Raw genomic sequence first — 24,921 nt, forward strand, 5'->3', positions numbered from 1 at the left:
CTACCCTATGCAGCGGCCGCATCGGGGGCAGCTATAATAGAGTAATGGAAGCAGCGGCTTAGTGGCTGTTTCGGGGATGACATACATGATCAAGCTGCTCCGCGTCTGCGGGCTTGTCCTTTTCCTGGCAGCCTGCCCGCACTTCGTGGAACGGCCTGCCCACGCCGCGACGGCGAAAGCCGCCTGGGCTCATCAGGCCAGCGATCTGCCGGCCGATCCCGATATCCGTTTCGGCCAGCTTGCCAACGGCATGCGCTACGCGATCATGAAGAATGCGACGCCGCCCGGCGAGGCATCGCTGCGCCTTCGGATCGATGTCGGATCGCTCCACGAACGCGACGATCAGCAAGGGGTCGCACACTTCCTGGAGCATATGGTCATGAACGGCACACGCAACGTGCCGGAGGGCGAATTCGTGCACCGGCTGGAGCGCGCAGGGCTCAAGTTCGGGCCGGATACCAATGCGTCGACGGATTTCCAGCAGACGGTCTACCGTCTCGAACTGCCTGAAACCGATGCGAAGACGATCGATACCGCCTTGTTCCTTCTGCGCGAAATTGCCGATCAGGCCAATCTCGACCCTGCCGCCATCGAGCGCGAGAGGGGAGTCATTCTGGCCGAGGAACGCAAGCGGGCGACGCCGCAATATCGCATGGCGGTGGACGAATTCGATTTCCTCCTGAAGGGAGATATCCTGCCCCGGCGCCTGCCGATCGGCGACCCGGACATCATCCGGACCGTGCCGCGCCAGCGCCTCGTCGACTTTTACGAAGCCTATTACAGACCTGAGCGGACCACGTTGATCGCCGTCGGAGATTTCGACGTCGACCAGATGGAAGCGAAGATCCGCAAGCAATATCAATCGTGGAAGGGCCAGGGTCCCGCCGGAACGGATGTGGCGCCGGCACTGCTCCCGGATCGAACCCTCGAAGCACGCCTGTTCGTCACTTCGGGCGTGGCACCGAGGATCGGCCTGACCTGGGTGAAGCCTGCCGACACCAGTCCCGATACGCGCGCCGACCGAGAGCGACGGCTGATCGAACGGCTGGCCTTGCAGATCATCAACCGGCGGCTCGAGCGCCTCGCAGGGCGGCCGAAGAGCCCTCCCTTCATCGCAGCGTCTATTTCGAAGGGGCGCTATGCCGATCGCGGCGAAACCGTTGCGCTTCTGGCCGTCACCGAAGAAGGAAAATGGCAACCCGCACTGGCCGCACTCGAACAGGAACAGCGCCGCATCCTGCGTTACGGCTTCACCCGGGAAGAGCTCGATCGCGAAATTGCCGAACTGCGTGCCCAGCTGACCTCCGCAGCGGCCGGGGCGGCAACCCGCTTCTCCTCCGGTCTGGCCCAGGCACTGGTCGGTGCCGTCAACCAGAACGAGGTATTCACCAGCCCTGCAACCATATTGACCTTGTTCGATCGGGTGGTCGAGGGCCTGGAGGCGCAAAAGGTGAGCGAGTCCGCCCGGAACCTGTTCGGCAGTGACGGGCCCCTCCTCTACCTCAGTTCCTCGATAGCGTCCGGTGCGCGGGAACAGGATCTCATCGAAATCTATAGCCGGTCCCGTCGCCTGGTCTCGGTTGGACCGCCGAAAAGGCAGCGCTTCCGGCCCTGGCCCTACACCGATTTCGGCCCTGCCGGCGCTGTGGCCGAACGGCGCGAGATCGAGGGGCTCGGCGCGACGGCAATGGAATTCGAGAACGGGGTCCGGCTGACCTTCAAGCAGACCGCCTTCAGGGACGATCAAATCCTCGTTGCCGTCCGCTTCGGCCATGGCAGGATGGAATTGCCGGCGGATCGGGCCAGCCCCATCTGGCCGTTGACGAGCGGCGGCTTCATCTCCGGCGGCCTTGCCAAACTGACCTTCGAACAGCTCCAGGAAGCCCTGGCATCCAAAGTCTATGGCGCCGATGTCGGTGTGGACGAGGATGCCTTCCTGATCGCCGGGAGGACGAGACCGGAGGATATGGCCACGCAAATGCAGGTGCTGGCCGCCTATGTGGCGGAGCCCGGCTGGCGGCAGGGCGGGTGGAACCGGCTGCGGGCCTTCGGCGGCAATTTGGTGGATCGGATGGACAGCACGCCTTCGGGTGTGTTCAACCGCGATGTCAATGCGATGCTGCGCTCCGGGGACCGACGGTGGGAGACGCCCACGCGCGCGGAGATGGAGGCGGCGACGGTTGCGGACGCCAAGGCCTTCCTGGAACCGGGTTTGAGGTCCGGCCCGATCGAGGTCGTGATCGTCGGCGATATCGACCTGGACGAAGCAATCAGGCAAACGGCGGCGACTTTCGGAGCGTTGCCCTTCAGGCTGGCGGAAACGGCGCCCCGGGACGAAAGGACGCCACGCTTTCCGGAGGGGAAGCTCGAGCGGAGGACCCACAAAGGCCGATCCGACCAGGGCCTGGCCTTCATTGCCTGGCCGACGAACGATTTCTTCTCCGATCAGAAGCGGACGCGCGCAGTCAACCTTCTGGCACAGGTCATGCAATTGCGGCTGAGGGAGGAGATACGGGAAAAGCAGGGAGCGACCTATAGCGCCAATGCAGGACACGCACCGTCCGAAGCTTTTACGGGCTATGGTTATATCTCGGCCAGGATCGATGCGCCCCCGGCGCATCTCGACGATTTCTTCCGGGACGTGAGGGCAATCGCCGGGGATCTTCGCAACAAGCCGGTCAGCGCGGACGAGCTGCAACGGGCCCGTCAGCCGCTGATCGAGAATATCCAGCGCCAGAAAGCCGGTAATGCGTGGTGGCTGGCCCGTCTCGGCGGCGTCCAGGACCACCCGGAACGGGTGGAGAGTATCCGCCGCTCGATAGAGCAATATCTTTCCCTGACGCCCGCCGATCTTCAGCGGGCCGCGCAAACCTATCTGATCGACGCCAAAGCCTGGCGAATGATCGTCACACCTGAAAAGGAAACGGGCGATAGCGGTTCGTCCCGTTAAGCCAATGCTCAGGCCGGTTCGCTAATTTCAAGGCGATGACGATGCGTTTGCTGATCCTGACCATGTCGAGTCTGCTGCTGGGCGGATGCATTGCCAAGGCGGCGGTCGACGTCGTGACGCTGCCGGTCAAGGCAGCAGCGGCGGGCGTCGACGCTGTGACCACGAGCCAAAGCGAGGCCGACCGAAAACGAGGCCGGCAGATCCGCGAGCGAGAGGAATGTATCGGCAAGGAAGAACGCCGCGCCGCGCGCCAGCGGCGCGCGCCCGAATATTCGCGCTGCGACCGATGAAGGTCAGAGCGCGATCACGACCGTCTTGAGCTCGGTATAGGATTCGACGCCGGAGCGGCCGCTTTCCCGTCCAAATCCCGATTGCTTGTAACCGCCGAAGGGCAGCGCTGTATCCACTGCGGACGGCGTGTTACCCCAGACCATGCCGGCGCGAAGCTTCGCCGCGAGCTTGTGCATGGCCGAAACATCGCGCGTCCAGACGCTGGCGGCGAGACCGTAGGTCGTATCGTTGGCGGCACGCGCGACCTCGTCGAGATCGTCGTAACGCTGGGCGGAGAGGACCGGCCCGAATATCTCCTCGCGGACCACCGACATTTCCGGCTTTACATCGACCAATATGGTCGGGCCGACATAATAGCCGTCTCCCGATGGTGCCTCGCCGCCGTGGAATATCGACGCGCCGGCCTTCCGGCCCTGTTCGATATAGGACATCACCCTTTCCCGTTGCTCGATCGAGACGAGCGGTCCCATCATGGTATCGGCGGCGAGGCTCGGCCCCAGCTTGAACTTTGCCGCATTGGCGGCGACGCCCTCGATCAACTTGTCGAAAATGTCGCGATGGGCATAGAGGCGCGACCCGGCGATGCAGACCTGGCCGGCATTGGCGAAGATGGACCGGGCCGCCCCTGCCGCCGTACGATCGACGTCGACGTCGGGAAGGACGATGACGGGTGATTTTCCGCCAAGCTCCAGCGTCACGCGCTTGAGGGTATCGGTGGCGGCGCGGTTGATGATCTTGCCGACCTCCGTCGATCCGGTGAAGGCCACCTTGTCGACATCCGGGTGCCTGACCATGCGGTCGCCGGCGGTCTCGCCCATGCCGGTAACGATGTTAATCACACCGGCCGGAATGCCGGATTGCGCGACCAGGTCGGCGAGGCGAAGCACGGACAGGGGCGTCTGCTCGGCCGGTTTCAGGACCAAAGTGCAGCCCGCCGCGAGCGCCGGCGCGATCTTCTGCACCGCCATCATGATCGGAAAGTTCCACGGCACGATCTGCGCGGCAACGCCGATCGGCTCGCGCCGCACATAAGCGTGCATCGAGCCCGCCGGAAAAGCGGCCGGTTCGATATGCTCGCCCGCCAATTTGGTCGTCCAGCCGGCGGCATAGCGCAAGGTCGCGATGGAGCGCGGAATGTCGTAGCCGCCCGACGCGGAGCGCGGCTTGCCATTGTCGATCGATTCGAGCTCGGCCAGCGTGTCGAGATCGGCTTCGAGCAGATCCGCCAGCTTTTCGATCATGCGTTGCCGCTGATAGGGAGGAAGGCCGGTCCAGCGGCCATCGTCGAAGGCCGTACGTGCCGCGGCGACGGCGCGATCGACGTCCGCATCGCTGGCATCCACAACCCGGGCGATTTCCCGGCCCGTCGAGGGATCATGGACGGCGATCGTCCGATCGTGGCTGGAGGATATCCAGTCGCCATCGACGAACAAGGCCGGCGCCCGGCGCAGCAGCTTTGCCACCTCTTCCGAATAAGCGGGCTGGGCAGCGATCTTGCCGATCTCGTTCATGGGCGATTCCTTCCTCAGTTCGCGGGCGCTATAGCGCCGCCGCGCCGATGACGCGAGCAACCCGATTTCTCGCTAAAGGTTGCGCAGGGCCTGGGCGGGGCGGGCAGAAAGCGCCGACAGGGATCCGAGCAGGCCCAGCAGCAGGGTCACGATCGCGCCCGACACGAGAACGGCCAGGACGACGCCCCAATCCGGCGCCCATTCCAGTTCGAGCACCTCCACCACGACGTACCAGCCCGAAGCGGCGCCGAGCAAAAAGGCGACTGTCGCCAGGATGAGGGCGAGCGCCCCGAACTCCAGCGCCTGGGCGGCGAGGATTCGGGCGCGGGTGGCGCCGAGCAGCTTGAGGATGACGCTGTCATAGATGCGGGCACGGCGCGAGGCCGCCAGCGCTCCGATCAGGACGGCGATCCCGGCCAGGATGGCGACGCTCGCCGCCGAACGGACGGCGACGCTCAACTGTTCGAACATGCCCGCCACGGTTTCGACGACCTCCTTCACCCGGATCATCGAAACGGACGGAAAAGCCTTCGAGATCGTGCGCGCGAACACCCGTTCCTGGTCTTGCGGCATGGAAATGGTCGCGGTGAAGCTGTGCGGCGATTGTTCCAGCGTGCCCGGGGCAAAAACGATGATGAAATTGAAGCCCAAGGTATCCCAGTCGATTTCGCGCAAGGATCCGATCCTGGCTTCGATCTCCCGGCCGAGGATGGAAATGGTCATCCGGTCGCCAACGCCGAGGCCGACCGCGCGGGCCGCTTCGGCATCGAGCGAGACGAGCGGCGGGCCGCGATAATCGGGTGCCCACCAATGGCCGGCGACGATGCGGCTCCCTTCCGGGAGATCGCGGGCATAAGTGAGACCGCGGTCGCCGCGCAGGAACCAGGCGCCTTCCGGCAATTCCCGCATTTCCGAGACCCGTCGATCGCCCACCGCGACCACCGTTCCCCGAAGCGCGGGAATGGTAACCAATTCACCCGCGGGAGCCGAGCGCCGCGCCAGTTCGCGGAAACGGGGAACCTCCGCCACCGGGATGTCGAGCATGAAGAAACTGGGCGCCCGATCGGGAACAGTCGTCCGGATCTGTCCCGACAAATTGGTTTCGATCACGGCCAGGGTGGTGAACAGCGTGAGGCCGAGACCGAGCGCGACGACGAGCCGGCCGGTTTGGGCACCCGGCCGATGGAGATTGGCGAGGGCGAGGCGGAGCAGCGGACTGGCGGGGCGCGGCAAGCGTGCCGCGCCGGCACGAATCAGCCAGCCGATCATGCTCAGCAGCAGAAGCAGCCCAAGCGCGGCGGCGATGAAGATCGCGGCGAAGCCGGGGTCGCGCGATGTGGTGACGGCAAGGGCGGCGATGGCGGCGGCGGCGAGCGAGGCCAAGGCGATCCACTGCCAGGACGGTCGGGGCAGCGATTCCAGGCTGCCGCGGAAGAGGGAACCGGCAGGCACGGCGCGAGCCCGGGCAAGGGGGAGGATCGCGAACACGAAGGCGATCAGCAGGCCATAGCAGAAGCTTACCAGCAAGGGCGTCGGATAGAGGGCAAGACGCGGAGGCACCGGCAGCGCAGCGCCGGCGATCCAGGTCACAGCAGAGGGGATGACGGCGCCGGCAACGAGGCCGGCGGCAAGTGCCCCGGAAGCCACTATGAGGATCTGGAGCAGATAGGATGTGAAGATGGTACGGCTGGTAGCGCCCAGCAGCTTCAGTGTCGCGATCGTGCCGCTCTTGGAATCGAGGTAGGAGGTTACGCCATTGCCGACGCCGATGCCGGCGATCACCAGGGCGGCAAGACCGACTAGCGTCAGGAACTGGCCGAGCCGCTCGATGAAGCGGCGCGTACCGGGTGCGCCGTCGGACCGATCCTGGACCTGGAATCCTGCATCCTTGAAACGGGTCTTGAAACGTTCGGTCACCGCATCCGGCGCTGTTCCGGCAGGAAGGCGGAGGCGATAGGCGCTCGTATAGAGGCTTCCGGGCTGGACGAGGCCGGTGGCAGCCAGGCCCGTGCGATCGACCAAGGCCGTGGACCCCAAGGCGAAGCCCTGGCCGACCCGGTCGGGTTCTTCGGCGATGAAGCCGATGATGCGCAGGGTCGCGGCGCCGATGCGGATGTCGTCCCCGATCCGGACGGCAAGCCGGTCGGCAAGCTCCGGTCCGATCGCCACCTGATTGGCGGAGGGTCGGGAGGCGAGAGCGCCGGGCTCAAGGCGAAGATTGCCGTAGAGCGGATAAGCTTGGTCCACGCCCTTGAGCTCGACCAGGATGGTTTCGTTGCCGTCCAGGCGCGATGCCATGGCGCGCATCCTGGTGACATGGCTCACCCGGCCGGCCGCCCGAAAGACTGCCAGCTCCTCCGCGCTCGCGTCGCGCTGCGACATGCTGACTTGCACGTCCCCGCCGAGGATCGCCTGGCCCCGTTCGTTGAGGCCGGCGACGATGGCCGAGGACAGCGACCCCACACCGGCCAATGCCGCGACGCCCAGGAACAGGCAGATGGCAAGAAGCCGAAGGCCGGTGAGACCGCCGCGCAGATCCCGAAGCGCAAGGCGCAGGGCCAGGCTCATCCGCTGCCGCGGTCGGATATGATGCGGCCATCCTGCATTTCGAGAATGCGGCCGCAGCGTCGCGCCAAGCCGAGATCGTGGGTGATGACCAGCAAGGTCGCGCCCGTGTCGCGCTGCCGTTCGAACAGGAGGTCGAGAATGGCGTTGCCGGTCGCCGCGTCGAGATTGCCGGTCGGTTCGTCCGCGAACAGCAGTTCCGGTTTGGGAGCGGTTGCCCGCGCGATCGCGACCCTTTGCTGCTCACCCCCCGACAATTGCGCCGGATAATGGGTCAGCCGCCGGCCGAGGCCGACGGCCGCCAGCTCCGCAGCGGCGATCGCGAAGGCATCGTCCGCGCCCGACAGCTCGAGCGGAACCGCCACATTTTCGTGCGCGGTCATGGTGGGCAGGAGATGGAAGGCCTGGAGAACGATACCGATGCGGCCCTGGCGGGCACGGGCAAGACCATCTTCGTCGAGGCGGGTGAAGTCCTGACCGGCGATCCGGATCGCACCTCCGCTCGCGCGTTCGAGGCCGGAAAGCACCGCCATCAGCGACGATTTCCCCGAACCCGAAGGCCCCAGCAGGGCGACGCTTTCGCCGGCAGCGACCCGGAGGTCGATGCCGCGCAGGATGTCGACGCGCGCGTCGCCCGAGCCAAGCGAAAGGGTGACATTCGACGCATCGATCACGTAGGAGCTGGTCATGAGGGGAAAGGAGATCCGATGTCGTTGCGCCCCCTGCCATATGGGCCGAGATCCTGGTTTGTCTATGCCGCCTTCCTGATGATCGGCCTGGCGGCGCCGGCGCATGCGAAGGATATCCATATTCTCGCGTTCGGCGACAGCCTTACGGCGGGCTACGGCCTCAAACAGGGACAAGGCTTCGCCCCGCAACTGGAGGACGCCCTGCGCCGCCACGGCATTTCCGCCTTCGTCGTCAATGCCGGCGTTTCGGGAGACACAACGGCGGGCGGCCGCTCGCGGATCGGATGGACGCTCGACGGCCTGAAGCAGAAGCCGGATCTTGCCATCATCGCCCTTGGCGGAAACGACATGCTGCGCGGGATTGCGCCAGGCCAGACACGCGCCGATCTCGATTTCATACTGGCCGAGCTCAAGCGGCGGAACATAAGGACTTTGGTGGCCGGCATGATGGCAGCGCCCAATCTTGGTCCGGCTTATGGGACGGCCTTCAACCGGATCTTTCCCGACCTCGCGAAAAAATACGGAGCGCCGCTCTATCCCTTCTTTCTCGACGGCGTGACCGGCAATGCCGGGCTCAATTTGCCCGACCGCATCCACCCCAATTTCCAGGGCATCAAGCAGATGGTGACCAGGATCCTGCCTTATATACTGGAGACGCTGGGGAAGCGAAGCTGAGCAGCGTCCGCGTCCGGAAAGACGGGAAGGCCCGAAGCCCCAACCGAGCAAGCCTCAGCCGAGGACGATCTCGTGGCCGAAATTGAGGCCGATCCGACCATCGCGGATCCAGCGTACGAACGCGTGGATGCGGCTGCAGGCTTCGAACTGGATGAGCACCGACTCCCCGAGGCGGGGCATGAGATCGGTTTCGATCATGGTTCCGCGCGACGATATGTTGATCACCCGAACCGGATGACGCTCGCCGCGCAGGAAGAGGACCGCATTGTCGACGAGATCGGCGTAGCGGGGCTCGCTGCGTTGATCGACGTTACGCGCAGACGAGCGATGGATCGGGACGCGGGCGAGAGACATTTGCTGGGCGGCCATGAAAGGACTCCGAAACTTCGAACCCCTTCATGACCGAAAGGAATTACTGAAATACTAGCGCCGCATCGGGAAATACCCGCCACCAAGCTTTTTCGAGAATTCCCTAACCTGCTTTACAGCCAAGGAACTCGCGGGACCGAGGCGTGTTCGTTACGACATTGTCACAAGATAGAGACCTCTTCATGCCCGGCACGAAAGCGACGCGGGAGACTTCGCAGTTGGAGCTTTGGGGCGGTATCGAATGCACGATCGCCAGGGTCGGCGACGAATATCGCGATCAGGTGGCGGAGACCGGACACGTCCGTAGACCCGGCGACCTGGATCTGATCACCGATCTTGGCATCGGCACGATACGCTATCCGATCCTGTGGGAAAATGTGGCGCCCAGTAGCGGGCAGTTCGACTTCAGCTGGACCGACGAACGGTTGGCGATACTCCGCGAGCGCGGCATCAACGTTATCGGCGGCCTCGTCCATCATGGCTCGGGGCCGCGCCACACCCATTTGCTGGATCCGGATTTTCCCGCGAAGCTCGGCGACTATGCGGCGCGGGTGGCGGAACGCTATCCCTGGATCGAGATGTGGACCCCGGTCAACGAGCCGCTCACTACCGCACGCTTTTCGGCTCTCTACGGTCTTTGGTACCCGCATCGCCGCGACTATCCATCCTTCCTCCGGGCTCTCGTCAACCAATGCAGCGGCGTCGCAGAGGCGATGCGGGCGATCCGCGCCGTCAATCCGACGGCCTTGCTCGTGCAGACCGAGGATCTGGGAAAGACCTTCTCGACCGCTCGGCTGCGCTACCAGGCCGCGCACGAGAACGAACGGCGCTGGCTGAGCTTCGACCTGCTCTGCGGCAAGGTCGACGATCGCCACCCATGGCGCCGCCTGATGTCCGATGCGGGCATAAGCGGGAAGGAGATCGACAGGTTGGCGGACGGGGCCGCCAGGCCCGACATCATCGGCATCAACCATTATCTGACCAGCGAGCGATTCCTCGACGACCGCACGGCCCTGTATCCCGATGCACAGCTCGGCGGAAACGGAAGGGATTCCTATATCGACGCTGAGGCTGTCCGGGTGGAAAGACTGACGGCGCAAACGGGCATCGGACCCAGATTGCGCGAGGCGTGGAAACGTTATGGCATCCCGATCGCGGTCACCGAAGTCCATCATGGCTGCACGCGCGACGAGCAGCTGCGCTGGTTCGTCGAGGTCTGGCGGACGGCGGAGCAACTGAAAGGCGAGGGAATCGACCTTCGTGCCGTCACCTTGTGGTCGTTGTTCGGCAATGTCGACTGGCGCTCCCTGCTGACGCGTAAGGACGGCGTCTATGACGTAGGCGCCTTCGATGCGCGGGGCGAAAAGCCACGCCCGACGCTAGTCGCCAAAGCGGCAAAGGCATTGGCAGCGAAAGCCCCCTTCGACCACCCTGTGCTCGACGCCCCCGGATGGTGGCGGCGCCCCGAACGCCTCTATCCCTGGAACGGCCGCTGCCGCCGGCTCGAACATGGCGGCCGGCCATTGCTGATCACCGGGGCGACGGGAACGCTCGGCACTGCCTTCGCACGTATCTGCCAACATCGCGGCCTGCCTTATTGCCTCACCAACCGGTCGGACCTAGACATTTGCGACGCCGCGTCGATCGAAGCGGCGATCCTGCGCCATCGGCCCTGGGCTATCGTCAACACCGCGGGTTTCGTCCGCGTCGCCGATGCCGAGCATGAGCAGGAGGCCTGTTTCGCCGCCAATGCGATCGGTCCCGAAAGATTGGCGAGGGCCTGCACCGATGCCGGCATACCCCTCGTCACATTCTCGTCGGATCTGGTGTTCGACGGACGCCTCGGACGGCCCTATACCGAAGACGACGAACCACGCCCGACCGGCACCTATGGCATCAGCAAGGCCCGCGCCGAAAGCATGGTCCTGGCGCTGGCGCCGCAGGCATTGCTGATCCGGACCAGCGCCTTCTTCGGACCCTGGGACCGATATAATTTCGCCCATGCCGTGCTGGGCGCGCTGGCGCAGGGAGAGGCCGTGAGAGCCTGCTCCAGAACCGAGATCTCGCCGACCTACGTCCCGGATCTCTGCCACGCGACACTCGACCTCCTGATAGACGGCGAAGCGGGGCTGTGGCATCTCGCCAACCAGGGCCAGCTCAGTTGGCACGAATTCGCCCATCGTATCGCCCAGGGCGCCGGCTATGACCCGTCGCTCGTCCTGCCCGTCCGCACGTCGCAACCCGCCATAACAGCCTTGGCGAGCAGCCGCGGCGCACTGCTCCGCCCCCTCGACCATGCCATTGACGCCTTTCTGGGGGAGGTTGACGGCTTGGTGGCGAGGCAGCCGATGGAACTGGCCGCCGAATGAGACCGTCCTTCGCCGCTAGATCATTTGAATGGAGTCTGATTTGCGTCATCGGCGGAAGCGCGAGGCTCCGATCGGGATTGGCGGTTCGCAATCCTCGTCGCGGCGTTTACACAGACCCGCCCATTTTCATGATGGCGCCGGAGATCCAGTATTGAGCGACCAGATGAAGCTAGGAAGCCGCCTCCTCGTGGGAGGCATTGCGGGCTTTGCCGCCACGCTGGCGATGACAGCGGCGATGCGCCGTCTGCATGATCGCCTGCCGGCGAAGGAAGATTATCCGCTGACGCCGCGCGAAATCGTTGATTCGTCGGCCGCTGGGGCGGATCTTGCGATGACTAGCGCCGCTGCCAAGGACGTCGCGACTGCGGCCCATTTCGCTTATGGAGCGGTCATGGGCGCGCTGATCGCCGCGGCAAATCCCGACCCGGGAAAGCGGACCGGCACGGCCGCTGGCCTGGCGATATGGATCGCCAGCTATATGGGCTGGATCCCCGCTGTCGGCATCCTCGAACCGGCGACGAAGCATCCCCCTAGACGCAATGCGCTGATGATCTCGGCGCACCTGGTATGGGGCTATTCGACGGCAGTGGCCCTGCGCGAACTCAAATTGGCTCGCCGAACCATCCTGACCGACGGCCCGGCCAAGGACGCGCCGACCAAGGGCGGAACACCGGTCTGATCCTTTTCGAGCCAAGCGGCATTGCCCGTCGGCCCGAAAATCAGCAACCGCAGGAAGAGACCCGTTCGCAAGGCGATGAATCGGGCACGGACCTGTCGCGGTCAGTCGACGTGCGGACTGAGGTTGGGGGGATCGCTGGCAGGGAAGCTTTCGTCGGAAGCCTGATCGACCTCGTCCCATTCCTTGGGCGGATCCCGCATCTCCTCGGGACCGGCGGACCGGGCCGCGCCCGAGTCCCCGACCGCGCCGGCCGCGCCGGCGCCGGACAGAGCGGCCCTTCCCTTTTCATGGCCGCTACGCCGCCAAAGCCGACTGGCCAGGTAGCCGAGGCCTGCGGCGGCCGCCGCGCCGATACCGGTGGCGATTGCACTGTTGCGAGTCCACGCCATCTTCAGCCCTCCAGCTTTTCGAGGGTGGCAGGCTCAGCCGGCGGCAGACCGGCCGCCTCGGCCTTCGCCATGAGCGCAGCCTTGCGCGCCGCCATCTGTTCGCCGAGCGCCTCCAGATCGACATCCGCCTTTCGCGCCTGGGTGAAGATATTGTCGTGCTGTTTTTCTTCCTCCTTCACATGATGCTCGATCTGCTCCTGGAGCACTTTCACCTTGGCATCATAATAATCGTCGTCCGGACCGCCCGCCTCGATATCGTTGATGAGTATCTTGGCTCCGTCGTGTTCGACATAGGCTTCGTCGAGATCGTCGTCGGAAATCTTGCCGCGCAGGGCGGGGTAGAAAATCTCCTCTTCGATCGCCGTATGCACCTTCAACTCAAGGCAGATCTCGCGCGCCAGTTTCTCCTTGCGGCCGTCGCCGCTTGCTTTTTCGAACTTCTCGAACAGATCTTCGACCTTGCGGTGATCCTCGCTCAAGAGCTTGAGTGCGTCCTGCTTGCCTTCACCAGCCATTTGTGCCTCCTCATTTCCTCTGGAACATTCGGAATGGCACGCCGGTTCCAGCGACGGTTCGAAGCCGGTGGAATATAGTCTTGAACGATACCGAAACCCTTTCTCCTGTTCTTCCCGACGAGATCGAGGAAGCGACGCGGCGGCTGCTGGCCAAGGCCTGCGATCGCGACCTCATGTTCGCCACTGCCGAAAGCTGCACGGGCGGCATGCTGGCATCCTTGCTGACCGATGTTCAGGGCGTCGCCCATGCTTTCGATCGCGGGTTCGTGACCTATTCCGAAGAAGCGAAGACGCAAATGCTGGGCGTACCCGAGGCGCTGATCGAACGGGAAGGCGCCGTTTCGAAAGCGGTGGCGATCGCCATGGCGGAAGGGGCGCTGGAAAATAGCCGCGCTCATATCGCCTTGGCGATCACCGGCTTCGCGGACGCCGGCGACGAGCCGGGCCTGGTCCATTTCGGCTGCGCCCGGGCCGGTCGCGTGACCGCCCATCGGGAGGAACATTTCGGTCCCGTCGGCAGAGGTGCTACGCGGGTCGCCTGCATGAAGGTGGCGATCGAAATGATGACGGAGATGCTGTGATGGCGAAGGCGAAGACGCCCCCTTTCGAAGCGATCCATCGCCACGGCTTCGTCCGCGTCGCTTCGGCGACGCCTTTGGCAAGCTCGGGCGACGTGACGTACAACGTCGGGCAGACGGTCGCTCTGGCGCGCGAGGCCGATGACCGAGGCTGCGACCTGATCGTCTTCCCGGAACTGAACATATCCTCTTATGCAGTCGACGACCTCCATTTGCAGGAAGCGTTTCTCGACGCGGTCGAAGCAGGACTTGCCGAGATCTGCCGTGCCACCGCGGACCTTGCGCCGGTGCTCGCGGTCGGTGCGCCGCTGCGGCGCAACGGGCGCCTTTACAATACAGCGGTGGTCATCGCGCGGGGGCGCATATTGGGGGTCGTGCCCAAGAGCTTCCTTCCCAATTACCGGGAATATTATGAAAAGCGCTGGTTCGCGTCCGGGGTCGGACTCGACGGGATGGAGATGGAAGTCGCCAGCGAGACCGTGCCGTTCGGCACCGACCTCGTCTTCGCAGCAGACGATCTTGCCGACTTCATTTTCCATGTGGAGATTTGCGAGGATTATTGGGCGCCCCAGCCGCCTTCCACGACGGGCGCGCTCGCCGGCGCGCTGATCCTGTGCAACCTGTCGGCATCCAACATCACCATCGGCAAGGCGGACGAGCGCAAATTATTATGCGCCTCCCAAAGTTCCCGCTGCTGCGCGGCTTATGTCTATGCCGCTTCGGGACCGGGCGAGAGCACTACCGATCTTGCCTGGGACGGACAGGGATCGATCTACGAGATGGGTGATCTGCTCGTCGAATCGAGCCGCTTCTCGCGCGATCCGGAGATCGCCGTCGCCGACATCGACGTTCAGCGTCTCCGGCTCGAGCGGATGCGGATGCCGACCTTCAACGACAATGCGGTCGCCGCCGGCCACCCGGAAAAGAAGGTGCGGCGCATCCGGTTCCAGCATGGACCCAATATGTCCGACATCGGCTTCGAACGGCCGGTCCGGCGCTTTCCCTATGTGCCCCACCGGGCCGAGCAGCTTGACCAGGATTGCTACGAGGCCTTCAACATCCAGGTCCAGGGGCTGGCCAAGCGCTTCACGACCACCCGCGGCAAGCATCTTGTCATCGGCGTGTCCGGCGGCCTCGATTCCACGCACGCTTTGATCGTGGCGGCGAAGACCTGCGACTATCTGGACCTGCCCCGATCGACGATCCTGGGGTTCACCATGCCCGGATTCGCGACTTCCGACGCGACCAAGGCCAATGCCTGGGCGTTGATGAAGGCGCTGGGCATCGTCGGGCAGGAGATCGACATCAGGCCGGCGGCGATGCAGATGCTCCAGGATATGGGCCATCCTTATGCTTCGGGGGAGCCGGTCTACGACGTCACGTTCGAAAACGTGCAGGCAGGCTTGCGCACCGACTATCTCTTCCGGCTCGCCAACCAGCGAAGCGGCTTCGTCATCGGGACCGGCGATCTTTCCGAAATCGCCTTGGGCTGGGCGACCTATGGCGTCGGTGACCACATGAGCCATTATGGCGTCAATGCCGGCGTTCCCAAGACGTTGATCCAATATCTGATCCGCTGGGCGGTCAAGACCGACCAGTTCGACGCTGAGACCGACCGGGTGCTCGAGGCGATCCTCGCTACCAAGATTTCACCGGAACTCGTCCCCGCCGACGACAAAGGAGAGATGCAGAGTACGGAGGATATGATCGGCCCTTATGAGCTCAACGATTTCTTCCTTTTCCACATTCTGCGGGCCGGACAGCCGCCGTCCAAGATCGCCTTCCTTGCCTGGCGGGCATGGCGCGATGCGGATTCCGGGCGTTGGCCGATCGGCTATCCCGACGCGCTTAAGCGCCAATATGATCTGGCGACCATCCGGAAATGGCTGGAAATCTTCCTGTTCCGTTTCTTCGAGATCAGCCAGTTCAAGCGTTCGGCCATCCCCAATTCGCCGAAAGTCTCGGCCGGCGGCAGCCTAAGCCCGCGGGGCGACTGGCGCGCTCCGTCCGACGGAACCGCCGGCCCATGGCTTGCGGAACTGAAAGCCGCGTTCGGGGATTGAACGGACTGCCTCACGCGCGAACCAGTCCAGCTTGGGGCTGATTTGAGTTAGTCAGAATTCGGCAGCTGTTCGGGAACTCGCTCGCTCGGGCACTCGTTTTCCTGACCTAAACTCAATCGTCAGGAATCCCCCGTTGATCAACTTTTCCACCGCTTCAATGCCGGGGCAGAATACCGGCGCGTCCCAAACGAAAAACCAGAATACGCTGATCTGCTTTTCCCACTTGCGATGGAATTTCGTCTTCCAGCGGCCGCAACATCTGATGAGCCGCTTCGCCGCGGAACAGCGCGTCATCTATTGGGAGGAACCCGAGGCGGCTTTACCCGAGTGCGAGCCGGCACTGGGCGTCCGGACCTGTGCGGAAACCGGAGTCATAATCGTCACCCCCTCCTTGCCCGAAGGGCTTGGCGAGGCAGAGCGAGATCTGACCCTCAAGGCATTGCTGGACGCCTTCCTGGCCGGGGAGGAAGGACCCTTCGTCCGCTGGTATTATACGCCGATGATGCTTCCTTTCTCCCGGCATATCGAAAGCATGTCCACCGTCTATGATTGCATGGACGAGCTTGCCAATTTCCGCTTCGCCCCGCCCGAACTCATGGCGCTGGAGCGCGAATTGTTCACCGTCGCCGACATCATCTTCACAGGTGGCTACAGCCTCTATGAAGCGAAGAAGGATCGTCATCCCAACATTCATCCTTTTCCCTCCAGCGTCGACCGCCACCATTTCGGGCAGGCGCGTGCCGTCGATGCCTTTCCCGACGACCAGGGCCCGTTGAAGCGGCCCCGCCTGGGCTTCTACGGCGTGATCGATGAGCGCATGGACCTTGCGCTGATCGCCGCCTTGGCCGACGCGCATCCCGAATGGTCGATCGTCATGGTCGGGCCGGTGGTGAAGATCGATCCGGCGGAACTGCCGGTCCGCGCCAACCTCCATTATCTCGGCGGCAAGAAATATGAGGAATTGCCCGTCTATCTTGGCGGCTGGGACGTCGCCCTGATGCCCTTCGCAATCAACGAATCGACCAGGTTCATCAGCCCGACCAAGACTCCCGAATATCTGGCCGGCGGACGTCCCGTCGTGTCGACGCCGATCACCGACGTGATCCGCCATTATGCCGATCTGGACGCCGTTTTCATCGCCGACGGTCCGGAAGCCTTCATCAAGGCCTGCGAGGAGGCACTGGCCCTGGCGCGCGGGGGCGACGAATGGCTGAAAGATGTCGATGCCAAGCTCGCCAATATCAGCTGGGACATCACCCATGCGCGCATGGCCGGCCTGGTCCGTGAAGCGACGCGGGTTACCGCCGCCGGGCCCAACGTCCTGAAGGCCGGCGCGCGGAAGAAATATGATTATCTGGTCGTGGGCGCCGGCTTTGCGGGATCGGTGATCGCGGAGCGCCTGGCGAGCCAGCATGATGCGCACGTATTGGTGGTCGACAAACGGCCCCATATTGCCGGCAATGCCTACGACCGACCCGACGAGGCAGGCGTGCTGATCCATCAATATGGACCGCATATCTTCCACACCAATTCGGACGAGATCGTCGACTATCTCTCGCAATTCACCGAATGGCGGCCTTATCAACATCGCGTGCTCGCGGAGGTGCGCGGACAGAAGGTGCCGATCCCGATCAACCGCACCACACTCAACATGCTGTTCGGACTGGACCTGCGTACCGACGAGCAGGCCGCCGCCTATCTCGCGGCCCGGGCGGAGCCGGTGGCGGAGATCAGGACATCCGAGGATGTGGTCATATCGGCGGTCGGCCGTGAACTCTACGAAACCTTCTTCCAGGGCTATACCCGCAAGCAATGGGGCGTGGATCCCAGCCAGCTCGACAAGGCGGTTACTGCGCGGATCCCGACTCGGACCAACACCGACGACCGATATTTCGGCGACAAGCACCAGATCATGCCGAAACATGGCTATACCGTCATGTTCGACAGGATGCTCGACCATCCGAATATCGATCTGTTGCTGGCCACCGACTATCGCGACATCGTCGCCGAAATCGAGGCCGGCCATATTGTGTTCACCGGCCCGATCGATGAATTCTTCGACTTCCGCTACGGGAAATTGCCCTATCGAAGCCTGCGGTTCGAGCACAAGGTCGTCGATCAGGAACAGTTCCAGCCAGTCGCCGTGGTCAACTATCCCGATCCGCTGATACCCTATACGCGGATCACCGAATATAAGCATCTGACCGGGCAAACGCACGACAGGACCAGTATCACCTTCGAATATCCGAGCGCGGAAGGCGACCCTTATTATCCTGTGCCGCGACCGGAAAATCAGGCGCTGTTCAAGAAATATGAAGCTCTTGCCGATGCCACGCCTGACGTGACCTTCGTCGGCCGGCTTGCGACCTATCGCTATTACAATATGGACCAGGTGGTCGGCCAGGCACTCGCCGCTTTCCGCCGGCTCGATGCCAGGCGCAAGGCATTCGGTCTCGAACAGCAGCACAGCACGATCTGGGTTCAGGCCGCCGAATGAGCTCCCACGCCCTCCCCCGCCAAGGAGGCGGGGGAGGGGCGGTCATAGATCCACGCCGCGGGCGATCGCCTCCAGCTTGCGGAGACGTTCTTTCACGTCCACCAGTTCGATTCGTTGCCCCGACCCGGGCTTGCCCGGATCGAGCTATCGGAGCGTACCTTTATCCTCATATTCGATACGGCAAGCTCCAGACTCAACCAAGATGGGCGGGCTCCAGCAGGGTTAACGGGGTAGCGCGCCATTGTGCCAGGACGGCACGGCCCGTTTCAGACGGCATTTGGATTGAGTCCTAGCCTGCCCGGATCGCCTAGCGACGATCGATGTCCTGGCCGAATCGCTCATTCCCGGCACTGCCGCGTCGCCGACGCCTTCACCGGATCCTCTCGATATCCTTGTCGGTGTTGCTTGGAAGCTGCTGCGCCGCTTCGGCTGGAGCTCAGGACAGGTTCGAGCAGCTTCGCGACCAGGACCTGAGGGTGGCCAGCATCAGCTACACATTATCCGTCGCCAACGGATTCCGTTGTCCAGGTTCGCTATCGAGCCAGCTGGGGTTCGTCCTTCACGGAATCGATCAATATGGAATTGCCAACCGGGCGGAAGCCGCCCGCAGCTTCAACCTCGGCAGCCAAGTCGGGGTGATGGCGGTCGTCGCGGGAAGCCCCGCCGCGAAAGCTGGCTTGATGGCCAGGGACGGGTTGGTATCGGTGAACGGGCGGGATTTGCCCGTCGCGGCCGCGCCGTCTCGAATACCTAGCCGAGCGACCGTGGCACGGGCCCAGCAAATCCTGACCGAGGAAATGGACAAGGGTCCGGCGACTATTCGGATATCAAGATCGGGACGCGTGAAAGACCTGCGGTGGACGGCCGAGCTCGGATGTCCCGCCAATGTCGAACTCGTCCCGGCGGCGGCGGCAAATGCGTGGGCCAGCGGCGAAGCCGTCGTCGTCAGCGCAGGCATTCTCGAATATTGCCGGGTGGAGGACGATCTTGCTTTGGTTATCGCGCACGAAATGGCGCACAACTTTCTCCATCACCACCATCGGCTCGCTTCGCCCCACCTCGAGGGCCAGCTCCTCCTTCCGTCGAGCGACGGATCCGCAACGATGAGAGAAATGGAAGAAGAAGCAGATCGGCTCGCCGTGGGAATAGCGAAGGAGGCAGGTTACGACCTCAAGGAAGCCGGCAGCTTCCTCCGGAGCCTGATGACTGCGATCGATCCGGCCCAGACCGGCGGGACCCATCCTCAGCTCGATCGTCGGGTCGAGTTGCTGGAAGCGGCCATTGCGGCTGCGGAAGGATCCGTGCCGCGGCACCAAGCGGGGGGATGAGCATGAACCGGGCACGTCAATCGGCTGGGATCGCAAATGCCTGCCTGACCGATCTCGTTTCTGGAAGGATGTAGACGACACCCATAGTTCCGGTGAAAGCAGGGATGACGACCTTGTCGTAGAATTCGGCGGGAACGTTGATGCAGCCATAGGAGATGCGGTTGTCGAGCGGCGTTGCCGACACCAGCCTCTGGTGTCTGCGCTCCTTGGGATGCCCCGCAATGACCCGGTGAAGGGAGAGGGACGAGGCGTAATCCACCCACAGAATGTCCTGCTCGAAATCGTGACCCAGCGACGACATGAAGCGACCCGCCGGCGTCGTCCGCTCCTTGGCGCTGATCGTCGCCAGCCGCCGATCGCCGATCCCAGGAACGCTTTCGTCGCCAAGAGCGAGACCGAGAAGAGCGGGGGCGGAGCCGCGAGCCCGGCCCTGGCCGTCGAACAGGAAGACCTTCGCACCCACCTTGTCGATGATCACATAAGGGAGACCCTGATTGTCGCCCGCCCTGAGGATCCAAGCCGCGACTTCGCGAACGTCTGCAGAAGCATCCATCAGCGATGAATCGACATGCCGTTCCTGCCGCGCCTTCCCATCGACTGTCCCGGTGCGATGCTGGGCTGAGACAGCGTGGGCCGGCACGAAGGACGCAGCGAACAGGACCAGACCGATCGCCTTCCGGATTCTCGGCAGGAAGCGTCCTGCACCACTTCTCTTCGGACCGGAGGACAGGGCCACCGCCCGGGACCTGGGCATGATCATTGGCTTGATCCGACCTAATGACGAGCCTGCTTGCGCGGATAGACAGGCACGATCGGAGTCACGGGCGCGGGTTTCGGCGCGCTCGGCAGGAAGGCGCTTTCCCCTATGTCACTGGCCGCCCGTTCTATGGCTGGCAATTCCCGCTCTTCTTCGACCTGCGCAAGCTGGACCGTCGGCATTTTCACACCTCCGCCGACCAGCGTGACCGGCAAGTCATTGGCCGCTCCGACCGGCGTCGGCGCGAGCGAAATCGGAGGTGGGGCCAGCGGCGCCGACGCCAAGGGGGGCGTCGTCCCCGGCGGTACGATCACGGGAGGCACGACCACGGGCGGTACGATCGGAGGCGCTACCACCGGCGGTGGTGGAGGAGGCGGGGGCGGACCGGGAGGTGGTGGAGGCGCAGGAGGGGGAGGCCCCGGCGGCGGAGGCGGCGGAGGAGGCGGCGGAGGCGGCGGAGGCGGAGGAGGCGGAGGTGTTGGTCCCGGCGGGGGAGGCGGCGGCGGTGGGGGCGGTGACGGTGGCGGCGGTGGCCCGGGCGGGGGAGGCGGAGGAGGAGGCGCGGCGGCAATGTTACCCGTCGTCCTGAAGCCCGATACGCAGCAGGATCCAGCCAGGGCATAATCGTCGGCGGCGGGGCCACTCAGGCTATAACCGTCATAGGTAATGCCGATACCTCCACCGACAGCCGCGTCGTCGAATGTCGCCGTTGCGCCCGGACCGGCCACCAAGGTGACATCGACCGGCTGCCCCGACTGGTCGGTCGTGTTGAACCCGGTAAGGACCGTGGCGTTCGTGCCGTCGAAGACCTTGTCGCCATCGGGAAAGAGCAACATGCGCTGCGTCAAAGTCGCGCCCTCTGTCAGGACGAACTCGGTGGAGAAGTCCGTGGGTGCAGCATAGGAGACCGGGTTGTAGTTGATCGTGACCGGCGCGACAGTCACGGTCACGGGAGGCGCGAGCGGAGCGAAAATGATGGTGCCGCCGTCGATGCCCGGCCCGGAACCGTCGGCACCTGCGATCAGGGTGAGGCCGACCGGCAAGCCGAGGCTGCGCGCTGGAATCGTGGTTCCCCTGGTCAGCGTGACGGCGGCATCGATGTGGATATCGTGGCCGGCGCACAATGCGATATTGCCGTCCGTGGTCGTAATGGCGTGGCGCACGTTCACATTCTGGCCGGCATTCAGCAAGATGGAGCCGCGGGTGGTCGTCAGCGCGGCATCGACATTGATGTCGCCGCCGCAGCACACGACAATATTTCCTTTGGTGGCCGTGATCGGCATATTGATGTGGACGTCGCCGAATGCTTCGAGCGTGAGCGTGGTAGGCGTACCCGACGCCGTCCATGCTATCGCGTCGTTTACATAGATATCGCCTTCGCCGCCCGGAGCGTCGCCAGACGCTGGCAATGTACTGATCAGCACATTGTTGGTTACGAGTTGATCCGAAAGCACGGCGCCGGAAATATTCCCACCGGTGGCGGCAATGATGAAATCTGCAGGATCGATCAGCCATGTCCCGGTCTCGCCGAACGGCGCAGCCGTGGTAATTTCCACCTCGTCGGCGATGTAGACATTGGCGGCGGAGGTTTCGATGAAGCCGCCGTCCCCGCCATCCGGGGCGCTGGCGTCCAGCGTGCCCGCCACATTCATGGTCCCCCCCTGCATGTCGCCAAGCAGCATGATGACGCCGTCGACATTCTCCAGCGTCTGGGCCTCGATGATGCCGGTATTGTTGACCACTGTCCTGAGCAGCGCGCCGGCGGCCTGCGCCGTCATGACGACCTGCCCGCCATTGGCCCGAAGCAGGCCGCCATTTCGGACGAGCGCGTTGATGGCGCCCTTGTCGACGGCCACGTTGAGCAGACCGTCCCCGGCGACATCGAGCGTGATCGCTTCGCCGGCAGCCAGCGCCACGACACCCATATTCGCCTGGATCAGGCCGTCATTGCTGACGTTAGCGCCGAGCAAGGCGACATAGCCGCCATCGGCATTGATCGTGCCCTGGTTGAGCACCGCACCGGTCCCGCTACCGGAAAAGCTATATTTGCCCGCCAGGAAGTCCGCGTCGGAGAGGCCGAGCGTCGACGCTACCAAAGCCCCGACATTGACCTGAGCACCGTGCCCGAAAAGCACGCCATTGGGATTGATCAGAAAGACCTTGCCGTTGGCCGAGAGACTGCCGAGAATGACCGAACCGTCGGCGCCAAGCACGCGGTTGAGCGCGATCGAACTGCTGCTGGGCTGATTGAAGACCACGCTTTGGTCCGCGCCGATGGAAAAGCTCTGCCAATTGATCGCGGCATTCTGGCTCGACTGATTCACGGTGACATGGTTCGTGCCGGCGGAGATGGTGGCATTTCCGGCCGAGACCGAACCACCGGTGGGCAGGGCCTGTGCCTGCGCCACGGACCCCATCGGCAGGACAGCCGCAAGACCCGCCAGGGCGAGGCAAGCAAAGCCGGTGAGGGCGGTCGATCCGACCAGCGATGCCTTAGGGGCGAGGATGGAGGCGCCGACGACGGCGCGTTGGTTGTCGATCATGAACTTGGTCCTTTGTGTCGGAACTAGGCGTTGCGCGAAGGTAGTGCCTGCCATCAGAACAGCTTCACGATCTGGAACCAGAAGCGGCCCGAGCGATCGGGAGCCGAGGTGGCCTGCGCACTTCCCAGTTTATGCGCGTAGGTGCCGCGAAGGATGATATCCTGGGGTCCGAACCAGGTGAGGCCAGCGCCGAACCCACTCCGTTTGGAATGGTTGGCACCTGCGAACCAGGGGTCGTGGGCATAATCAACTTCGCCTACGTCTACGAAGCCGATCAGCTGAAGCTGGCCGGGAAGCTTGCCCGTCCACCTATCAAGGAGCAGCCGAGCTTCCAGCGTGGCGATATAGCCCTGGTCGCCATAGGCTTCCCCTTCCGGATAGGCGCGGACTCCATAGGCCCCGCCCAATTCCATTTTCTCGGAACTGTCGAGATTGTCGAACGCGAGCTGGCCGCGCACGGCGCCATAAAGCGAAAGTGGTCCAACCAGCGTTTGCAGTCGGGCGGCGGTGAACTGCAATTTGGCGAAGCCGCCTTGGCTGCGAGCGGTCAGCGCGTCGATAGCGCGCTCTGCTGGGCTTTCGATGTCGAGATCGCCAAAGGTCAGGTTGGCGGAGACGCTGTTCCACCCGCCGCCCAAAACGGAGTCGCGGAGATCGCCGCTAAACCCCAGTGACAGCGCGCGGCTTTCCTTGTTGGATCGCCCCGAGACAAGATCGATCCTGTCTTCCAGCTGCTTGGCCTCGGCGCTGGCCAAAGCATAAAGATTGGCTCCGCGCGAACGGATCAGAGGGTAAGAGGCGAAGATGCTGACGATGTCGGCGGTGCCGTGCGCGTCCAGCCCCTCGAACTCGCGACCCAGTTCATAGCGCATGTGGGTATAAGCCAGCCCCAAAGTGGCGTTGCCGACCGGCGCTTGATAGGCGGCACGGCCATAAGCGAGGCCGCCAGTGGACGCGAGCAGACGCAGACTGACGAGATCGCCAAGCCCGGTGGGATTGTTGATATTGACGGTTCCGCCAAGCCGATAGGCGCCGGTGTAGCGATTGCCTGCATTGTCGGCCTCGATATTGCCGGTCACTCTGCGGCCTGGCTCAAGATCCACGACGAGGTCGGATGTGCCGATGGCGGCCCCGGGCGAGAGAGTCGATTTGACCCGCACGCCGGGCACGTCGGACAGCAGGAGAAGACGCCGTTCGAGCGGCGACGTCGCCACGATTTCGTTGCTGTCCAGGCCGCGGAGACGATTGCGGGCGACCCGTTCCGATAGGTTGGTGCCGTTGCGCAGGTCGATCTTGCCATAACGGCCTTCGATCACCGCGATCGTGACCGCGCCGTCGCTCGCGTCCTGGGCGGGCAGATAGGCTTGGGCGAGGAAATAGCCGCGATCATTGTAGAAGGCAGCGATCTTGGCGGCATGTTGGCGAAGTTCGGAAAGATTGAGCATGCTGCCGGCTTCGAAGCCACTCGCCGCAACCAGTTCCGCTTCCGAGAACAAAGTCTGGCCCGTCACGTCTAGCGACTGGACCGCCACGCGGGCTCCGGAGTCGACGGGCGGCGTCAGCGGCTGCCGTTCGACTTCCATGTCGGGTGCTGCTTTTTCCAGCGTCGGCGGCGGGGGGATTTGCTGGAGCTGTCCTCCAGCTCCTGGGGGTTGCTGCGCAAAGGCGGCTTGACTCGCCCCCAACAGGGCGAGCGTCATCAGTCTCAATTTTAGCATGGCTACCTCGAACGTCGCTGCGGAGGAGAGCTTGCCGTCTTCCACCCGCAGCGGGGAAAGTTCGCAATCGGGCCGGTGGATGGCTGTTGGCGATGCGCCAAGAGCGCCAGGCGCTTCCTTGAGCGACGCTGCCGGGAAAGCCGCGTCCTGATGAACCTTGTTTAAGAGAAATTTGTTAACAAGAGGTTAATTTATTAAATTGTTCGGAAATGTCCGACACATATTCCCAGCGCCTGCAATATCATTATGTAAATGATCAGGCGGTCATAGTTACAACAATCATCAATTAAATTTCCAGTTGTTTTTCTACGCTCCCAGGAATTAATCACCGTCATAATTGCGTCAGCGAAAATTAAACCAATGTTTACTCAACTGTTCATGTCTCAACGTCGAACAGTGGGTGGGCAACATGTCTCTTGGCGTCCGATCGATGTC

General features: G+C 63.5%; 18 protein-coding genes. 9 read left to right on the forward strand and 9 right to left on the reverse strand.

Features of this window, described 5'->3' with window-relative positions:
- Positions 1-85: 85 nt before the first annotated feature.
- Together RQX22_RS10350 and RQX22_RS10355 are read left to right on the forward strand one after the other, a co-directional pair.
- Positions 86-2,950, forward strand: a complete 2,865-nt coding sequence (locus RQX22_RS10350; RefSeq protein ID WP_315726165.1) for a M16 family metallopeptidase — start codon at positions 86-88, stop codon at positions 2,948-2,950.
- A 41-nt stretch (positions 2,951-2,991) separates the two neighbouring features.
- Positions 2,992-3,240 (forward strand): hypothetical protein, encoded by a 249-nt coding sequence (locus tag RQX22_RS10355; RefSeq protein ID WP_315726167.1) that lies wholly within the window; start codon positions 2,992-2,994, stop codon positions 3,238-3,240.
- 3 nt (positions 3,241-3,243) lie between these two features.
- Here RQX22_RS10355 and RQX22_RS10360 read toward each other — a convergent pair whose 3' ends face one another.
- From RQX22_RS10360 to RQX22_RS10370, 3 genes are all read right to left on the reverse strand, one after another.
- Entirely contained in the window at positions 3,244-4,752 is a 1,509-nt protein-coding gene (locus RQX22_RS10360; RefSeq protein ID WP_315726169.1) for an aldehyde dehydrogenase family protein, read from the reverse strand.
- Between the two features lie 72 nt (positions 4,753-4,824).
- On the reverse strand, positions 4,825-7,320 hold the full coding sequence (locus RQX22_RS10365) for an ABC transporter permease (RefSeq protein ID WP_315726171.1): 2,496 nt from the start codon (positions 7,318-7,320) through the stop codon (positions 4,825-4,827).
- Positions 7,317-8,006, reverse strand: coding sequence for an ABC transporter ATP-binding protein (locus RQX22_RS10370; protein ID WP_315726173.1), 690 nt, complete (start codon positions 8,004-8,006; stop codon positions 7,317-7,319). Before RQX22_RS10370 ends, RQX22_RS10365 begins: the two co-directional genes overlap by 4 nt.
- An 18-nt stretch (positions 8,007-8,024) precedes the next feature.
- Here RQX22_RS10370 and RQX22_RS10375 point away from each other — a divergent pair, with 18 nt between their 5' ends.
- Positions 8,025-8,681 carry an arylesterase gene (locus RQX22_RS10375; RefSeq protein WP_315726175.1) on the forward strand — a complete coding sequence of 219 codons (657 nt, stop codon included), beginning with the start codon at positions 8,025-8,027 and terminating at the stop codon, positions 8,679-8,681.
- A gap of 54 nt (positions 8,682-8,735) precedes the next feature.
- Here the strand turns inward: RQX22_RS10375 and RQX22_RS10380 are convergent, their stop codons facing one another.
- Positions 8,736-9,050 carry a PilZ domain-containing protein gene (locus RQX22_RS10380; RefSeq protein WP_315726177.1) on the reverse strand — a complete coding sequence of 105 codons (315 nt, stop codon included), beginning with the start codon at positions 9,048-9,050 and terminating at the stop codon, positions 8,736-8,738.
- Between the two features lie 182 nt (positions 9,051-9,232).
- Here RQX22_RS10380 and RQX22_RS10385 point away from each other — a divergent pair, with 182 nt between their 5' ends.
- Both RQX22_RS10385 and RQX22_RS10390 read left to right on the forward strand, forming a co-directional pair.
- Entirely contained in the window at positions 9,233-11,419 is a 2,187-nt protein-coding gene (locus RQX22_RS10385; protein ID WP_315726179.1) for a family 1 glycosylhydrolase, read from the forward strand.
- 163 nt (positions 11,420-11,582) lie between these two features.
- Entirely contained in the window at positions 11,583-12,098 is a 516-nt protein-coding gene (locus RQX22_RS10390) for a hypothetical protein (protein WP_315726181.1), read from the forward strand.
- Positions 12,099-12,199: 101 nt separating this feature from the next.
- On the opposite strand, the gene RQX22_RS10395 is transcribed toward RQX22_RS10390, so the two are convergent.
- Both RQX22_RS10395 and RQX22_RS10400 read right to left on the reverse strand, forming a co-directional pair.
- Entirely contained in the window at positions 12,200-12,487 is a 288-nt protein-coding gene (locus RQX22_RS10395) for a hypothetical protein (RefSeq protein WP_315726183.1), read from the reverse strand.
- Positions 12,488-12,489: 2 nt separating this feature from the next.
- Positions 12,490-13,002: a hemerythrin domain-containing protein gene (locus RQX22_RS10400; RefSeq protein ID WP_315726186.1), complete on the reverse strand. Its 513-nt coding sequence runs from the start codon at positions 13,000-13,002 to the stop codon at positions 12,490-12,492.
- Positions 13,003-13,082: 80 nt separating this feature from the next.
- On the opposite strand from RQX22_RS10400, the gene RQX22_RS10405 reads away from it, so the two are divergent.
- From RQX22_RS10405 to RQX22_RS10420, 4 genes are all read left to right on the forward strand, one after another.
- Positions 13,083-13,583, forward strand: coding sequence for a CinA family protein (locus RQX22_RS10405; RefSeq protein ID WP_315726188.1), 501 nt, complete (start codon positions 13,083-13,085; stop codon positions 13,581-13,583).
- Positions 13,583-15,643 (forward strand): NAD(+) synthase, encoded by a 2,061-nt coding sequence (locus RQX22_RS10410; protein ID WP_315726190.1) that lies wholly within the window; start codon positions 13,583-13,585, stop codon positions 15,641-15,643. Before RQX22_RS10405 ends, RQX22_RS10410 begins: the two co-directional genes overlap by 1 nt.
- Positions 15,644-15,905: 262 nt before the next feature.
- Positions 15,906-18,140: a UDP-galactopyranose mutase gene (gene glf / locus RQX22_RS10415; protein ID WP_315726191.1), complete on the forward strand. Its 2,235-nt coding sequence runs from the start codon at positions 15,906-15,908 to the stop codon at positions 18,138-18,140.
- Positions 18,141-18,538: 398 nt separating this feature from the next.
- Entirely contained in the window at positions 18,539-19,468 is a 930-nt protein-coding gene (locus RQX22_RS10420) for a M48 family metalloprotease (RefSeq protein ID WP_315726193.1), read from the forward strand.
- A 16-nt stretch (positions 19,469-19,484) separates the two neighbouring features.
- On the opposite strand, the gene RQX22_RS10425 is transcribed toward RQX22_RS10420, so the two are convergent.
- The 3 genes from RQX22_RS10425 to RQX22_RS10435 are packed head-to-tail and all read right to left on the reverse strand — an operon-like array spanning position 19,485 to position 24,531.
- Positions 19,485-20,228, reverse strand: coding sequence for a L,D-transpeptidase (locus RQX22_RS10425; protein WP_315726195.1), 744 nt, complete (start codon positions 20,226-20,228; stop codon positions 19,485-19,487).
- A gap of 14 nt (positions 20,229-20,242) precedes the next feature.
- The gene (locus tag RQX22_RS10430) at positions 20,243-22,768 is read right to left on the reverse strand and encodes a two-partner secretion domain-containing protein (protein WP_315726197.1); all 2,526 of its coding nucleotides are present in this window, start codon (positions 22,766-22,768) and stop codon (positions 20,243-20,245) included.
- Positions 22,769-22,821: 53 nt separating this feature from the next.
- Positions 22,822-24,531 (reverse strand): ShlB/FhaC/HecB family hemolysin secretion/activation protein, encoded by a 1,710-nt coding sequence (locus RQX22_RS10435; protein ID WP_315726199.1) that lies wholly within the window; start codon positions 24,529-24,531, stop codon positions 22,822-22,824.
- Between the last annotated feature and the right edge of the window lie 390 nt (positions 24,532-24,921).

This window comes from Sphingosinicella rhizophila, assembly GCF_032378825.1.
Classification (GTDB): domain Bacteria; phylum Pseudomonadota; class Alphaproteobacteria; order Sphingomonadales; family Sphingomonadaceae; genus Allosphingosinicella; species Allosphingosinicella rhizophila.

Coding starts and splice junctions, on each gene's coding strand:
- RQX22_RS10355 (WP_315726167.1), top strand. CDS start 2,992: ATGCGTTTGCTGATCCTGACCATGTCGAGTCTGCTGCTGGGCGGATGC.
- RQX22_RS10425 (WP_315726195.1), bottom strand. CDS start 20,228: ATGATCATGCCCAGGTCCCGGGCGGTGGCCCTGTCCTCCGGTCCGAAG.
- RQX22_RS10430 (WP_315726197.1), bottom strand. CDS start 22,768: ATGATCGACAACCAACGCGCCGTCGTCGGCGCCTCCATCCTCGCCCCT.
- glf (WP_315726191.1), top strand. CDS start 15,906: ATGAGCCGCTTCGCCGCGGAACAGCGCGTCATCTATTGGGAGGAACCC.
- RQX22_RS10385 (WP_315726179.1), top strand. CDS start 9,233: ATGCCCGGCACGAAAGCGACGCGGGAGACTTCGCAGTTGGAGCTTTGG.
- RQX22_RS10410 (WP_315726190.1), top strand. CDS start 13,583: ATGGCGAAGGCGAAGACGCCCCCTTTCGAAGCGATCCATCGCCACGGC.
- RQX22_RS10360 (WP_315726169.1), bottom strand. CDS start 4,752: ATGAACGAGATCGGCAAGATCGCTGCCCAGCCCGCTTATTCGGAAGAG.
- RQX22_RS10390 (WP_315726181.1), top strand. CDS start 11,583: ATGAAGCTAGGAAGCCGCCTCCTCGTGGGAGGCATTGCGGGCTTTGCC.
- RQX22_RS10375 (WP_315726175.1), top strand. CDS start 8,025: ATGTCGTTGCGCCCCCTGCCATATGGGCCGAGATCCTGGTTTGTCTAT.
- RQX22_RS10365 (WP_315726171.1), bottom strand. CDS start 7,320: ATGAGCCTGGCCCTGCGCCTTGCGCTTCGGGATCTGCGCGGCGGTCTC.
- RQX22_RS10370 (WP_315726173.1), bottom strand. CDS start 8,006: ATGACCAGCTCCTACGTGATCGATGCGTCGAATGTCACCCTTTCGCTT.
- RQX22_RS10350 (WP_315726165.1), top strand. CDS start 86: ATGATCAAGCTGCTCCGCGTCTGCGGGCTTGTCCTTTTCCTGGCAGCC.
- RQX22_RS10400 (WP_315726186.1), bottom strand. CDS start 13,002: ATGGCTGGTGAAGGCAAGCAGGACGCACTCAAGCTCTTGAGCGAGGAT.
- RQX22_RS10395 (WP_315726183.1), bottom strand. CDS start 12,487: ATGGCGTGGACTCGCAACAGTGCAATCGCCACCGGTATCGGCGCGGCG.
- RQX22_RS10380 (WP_315726177.1), bottom strand. CDS start 9,050: ATGGCCGCCCAGCAAATGTCTCTCGCCCGCGTCCCGATCCATCGCTCG.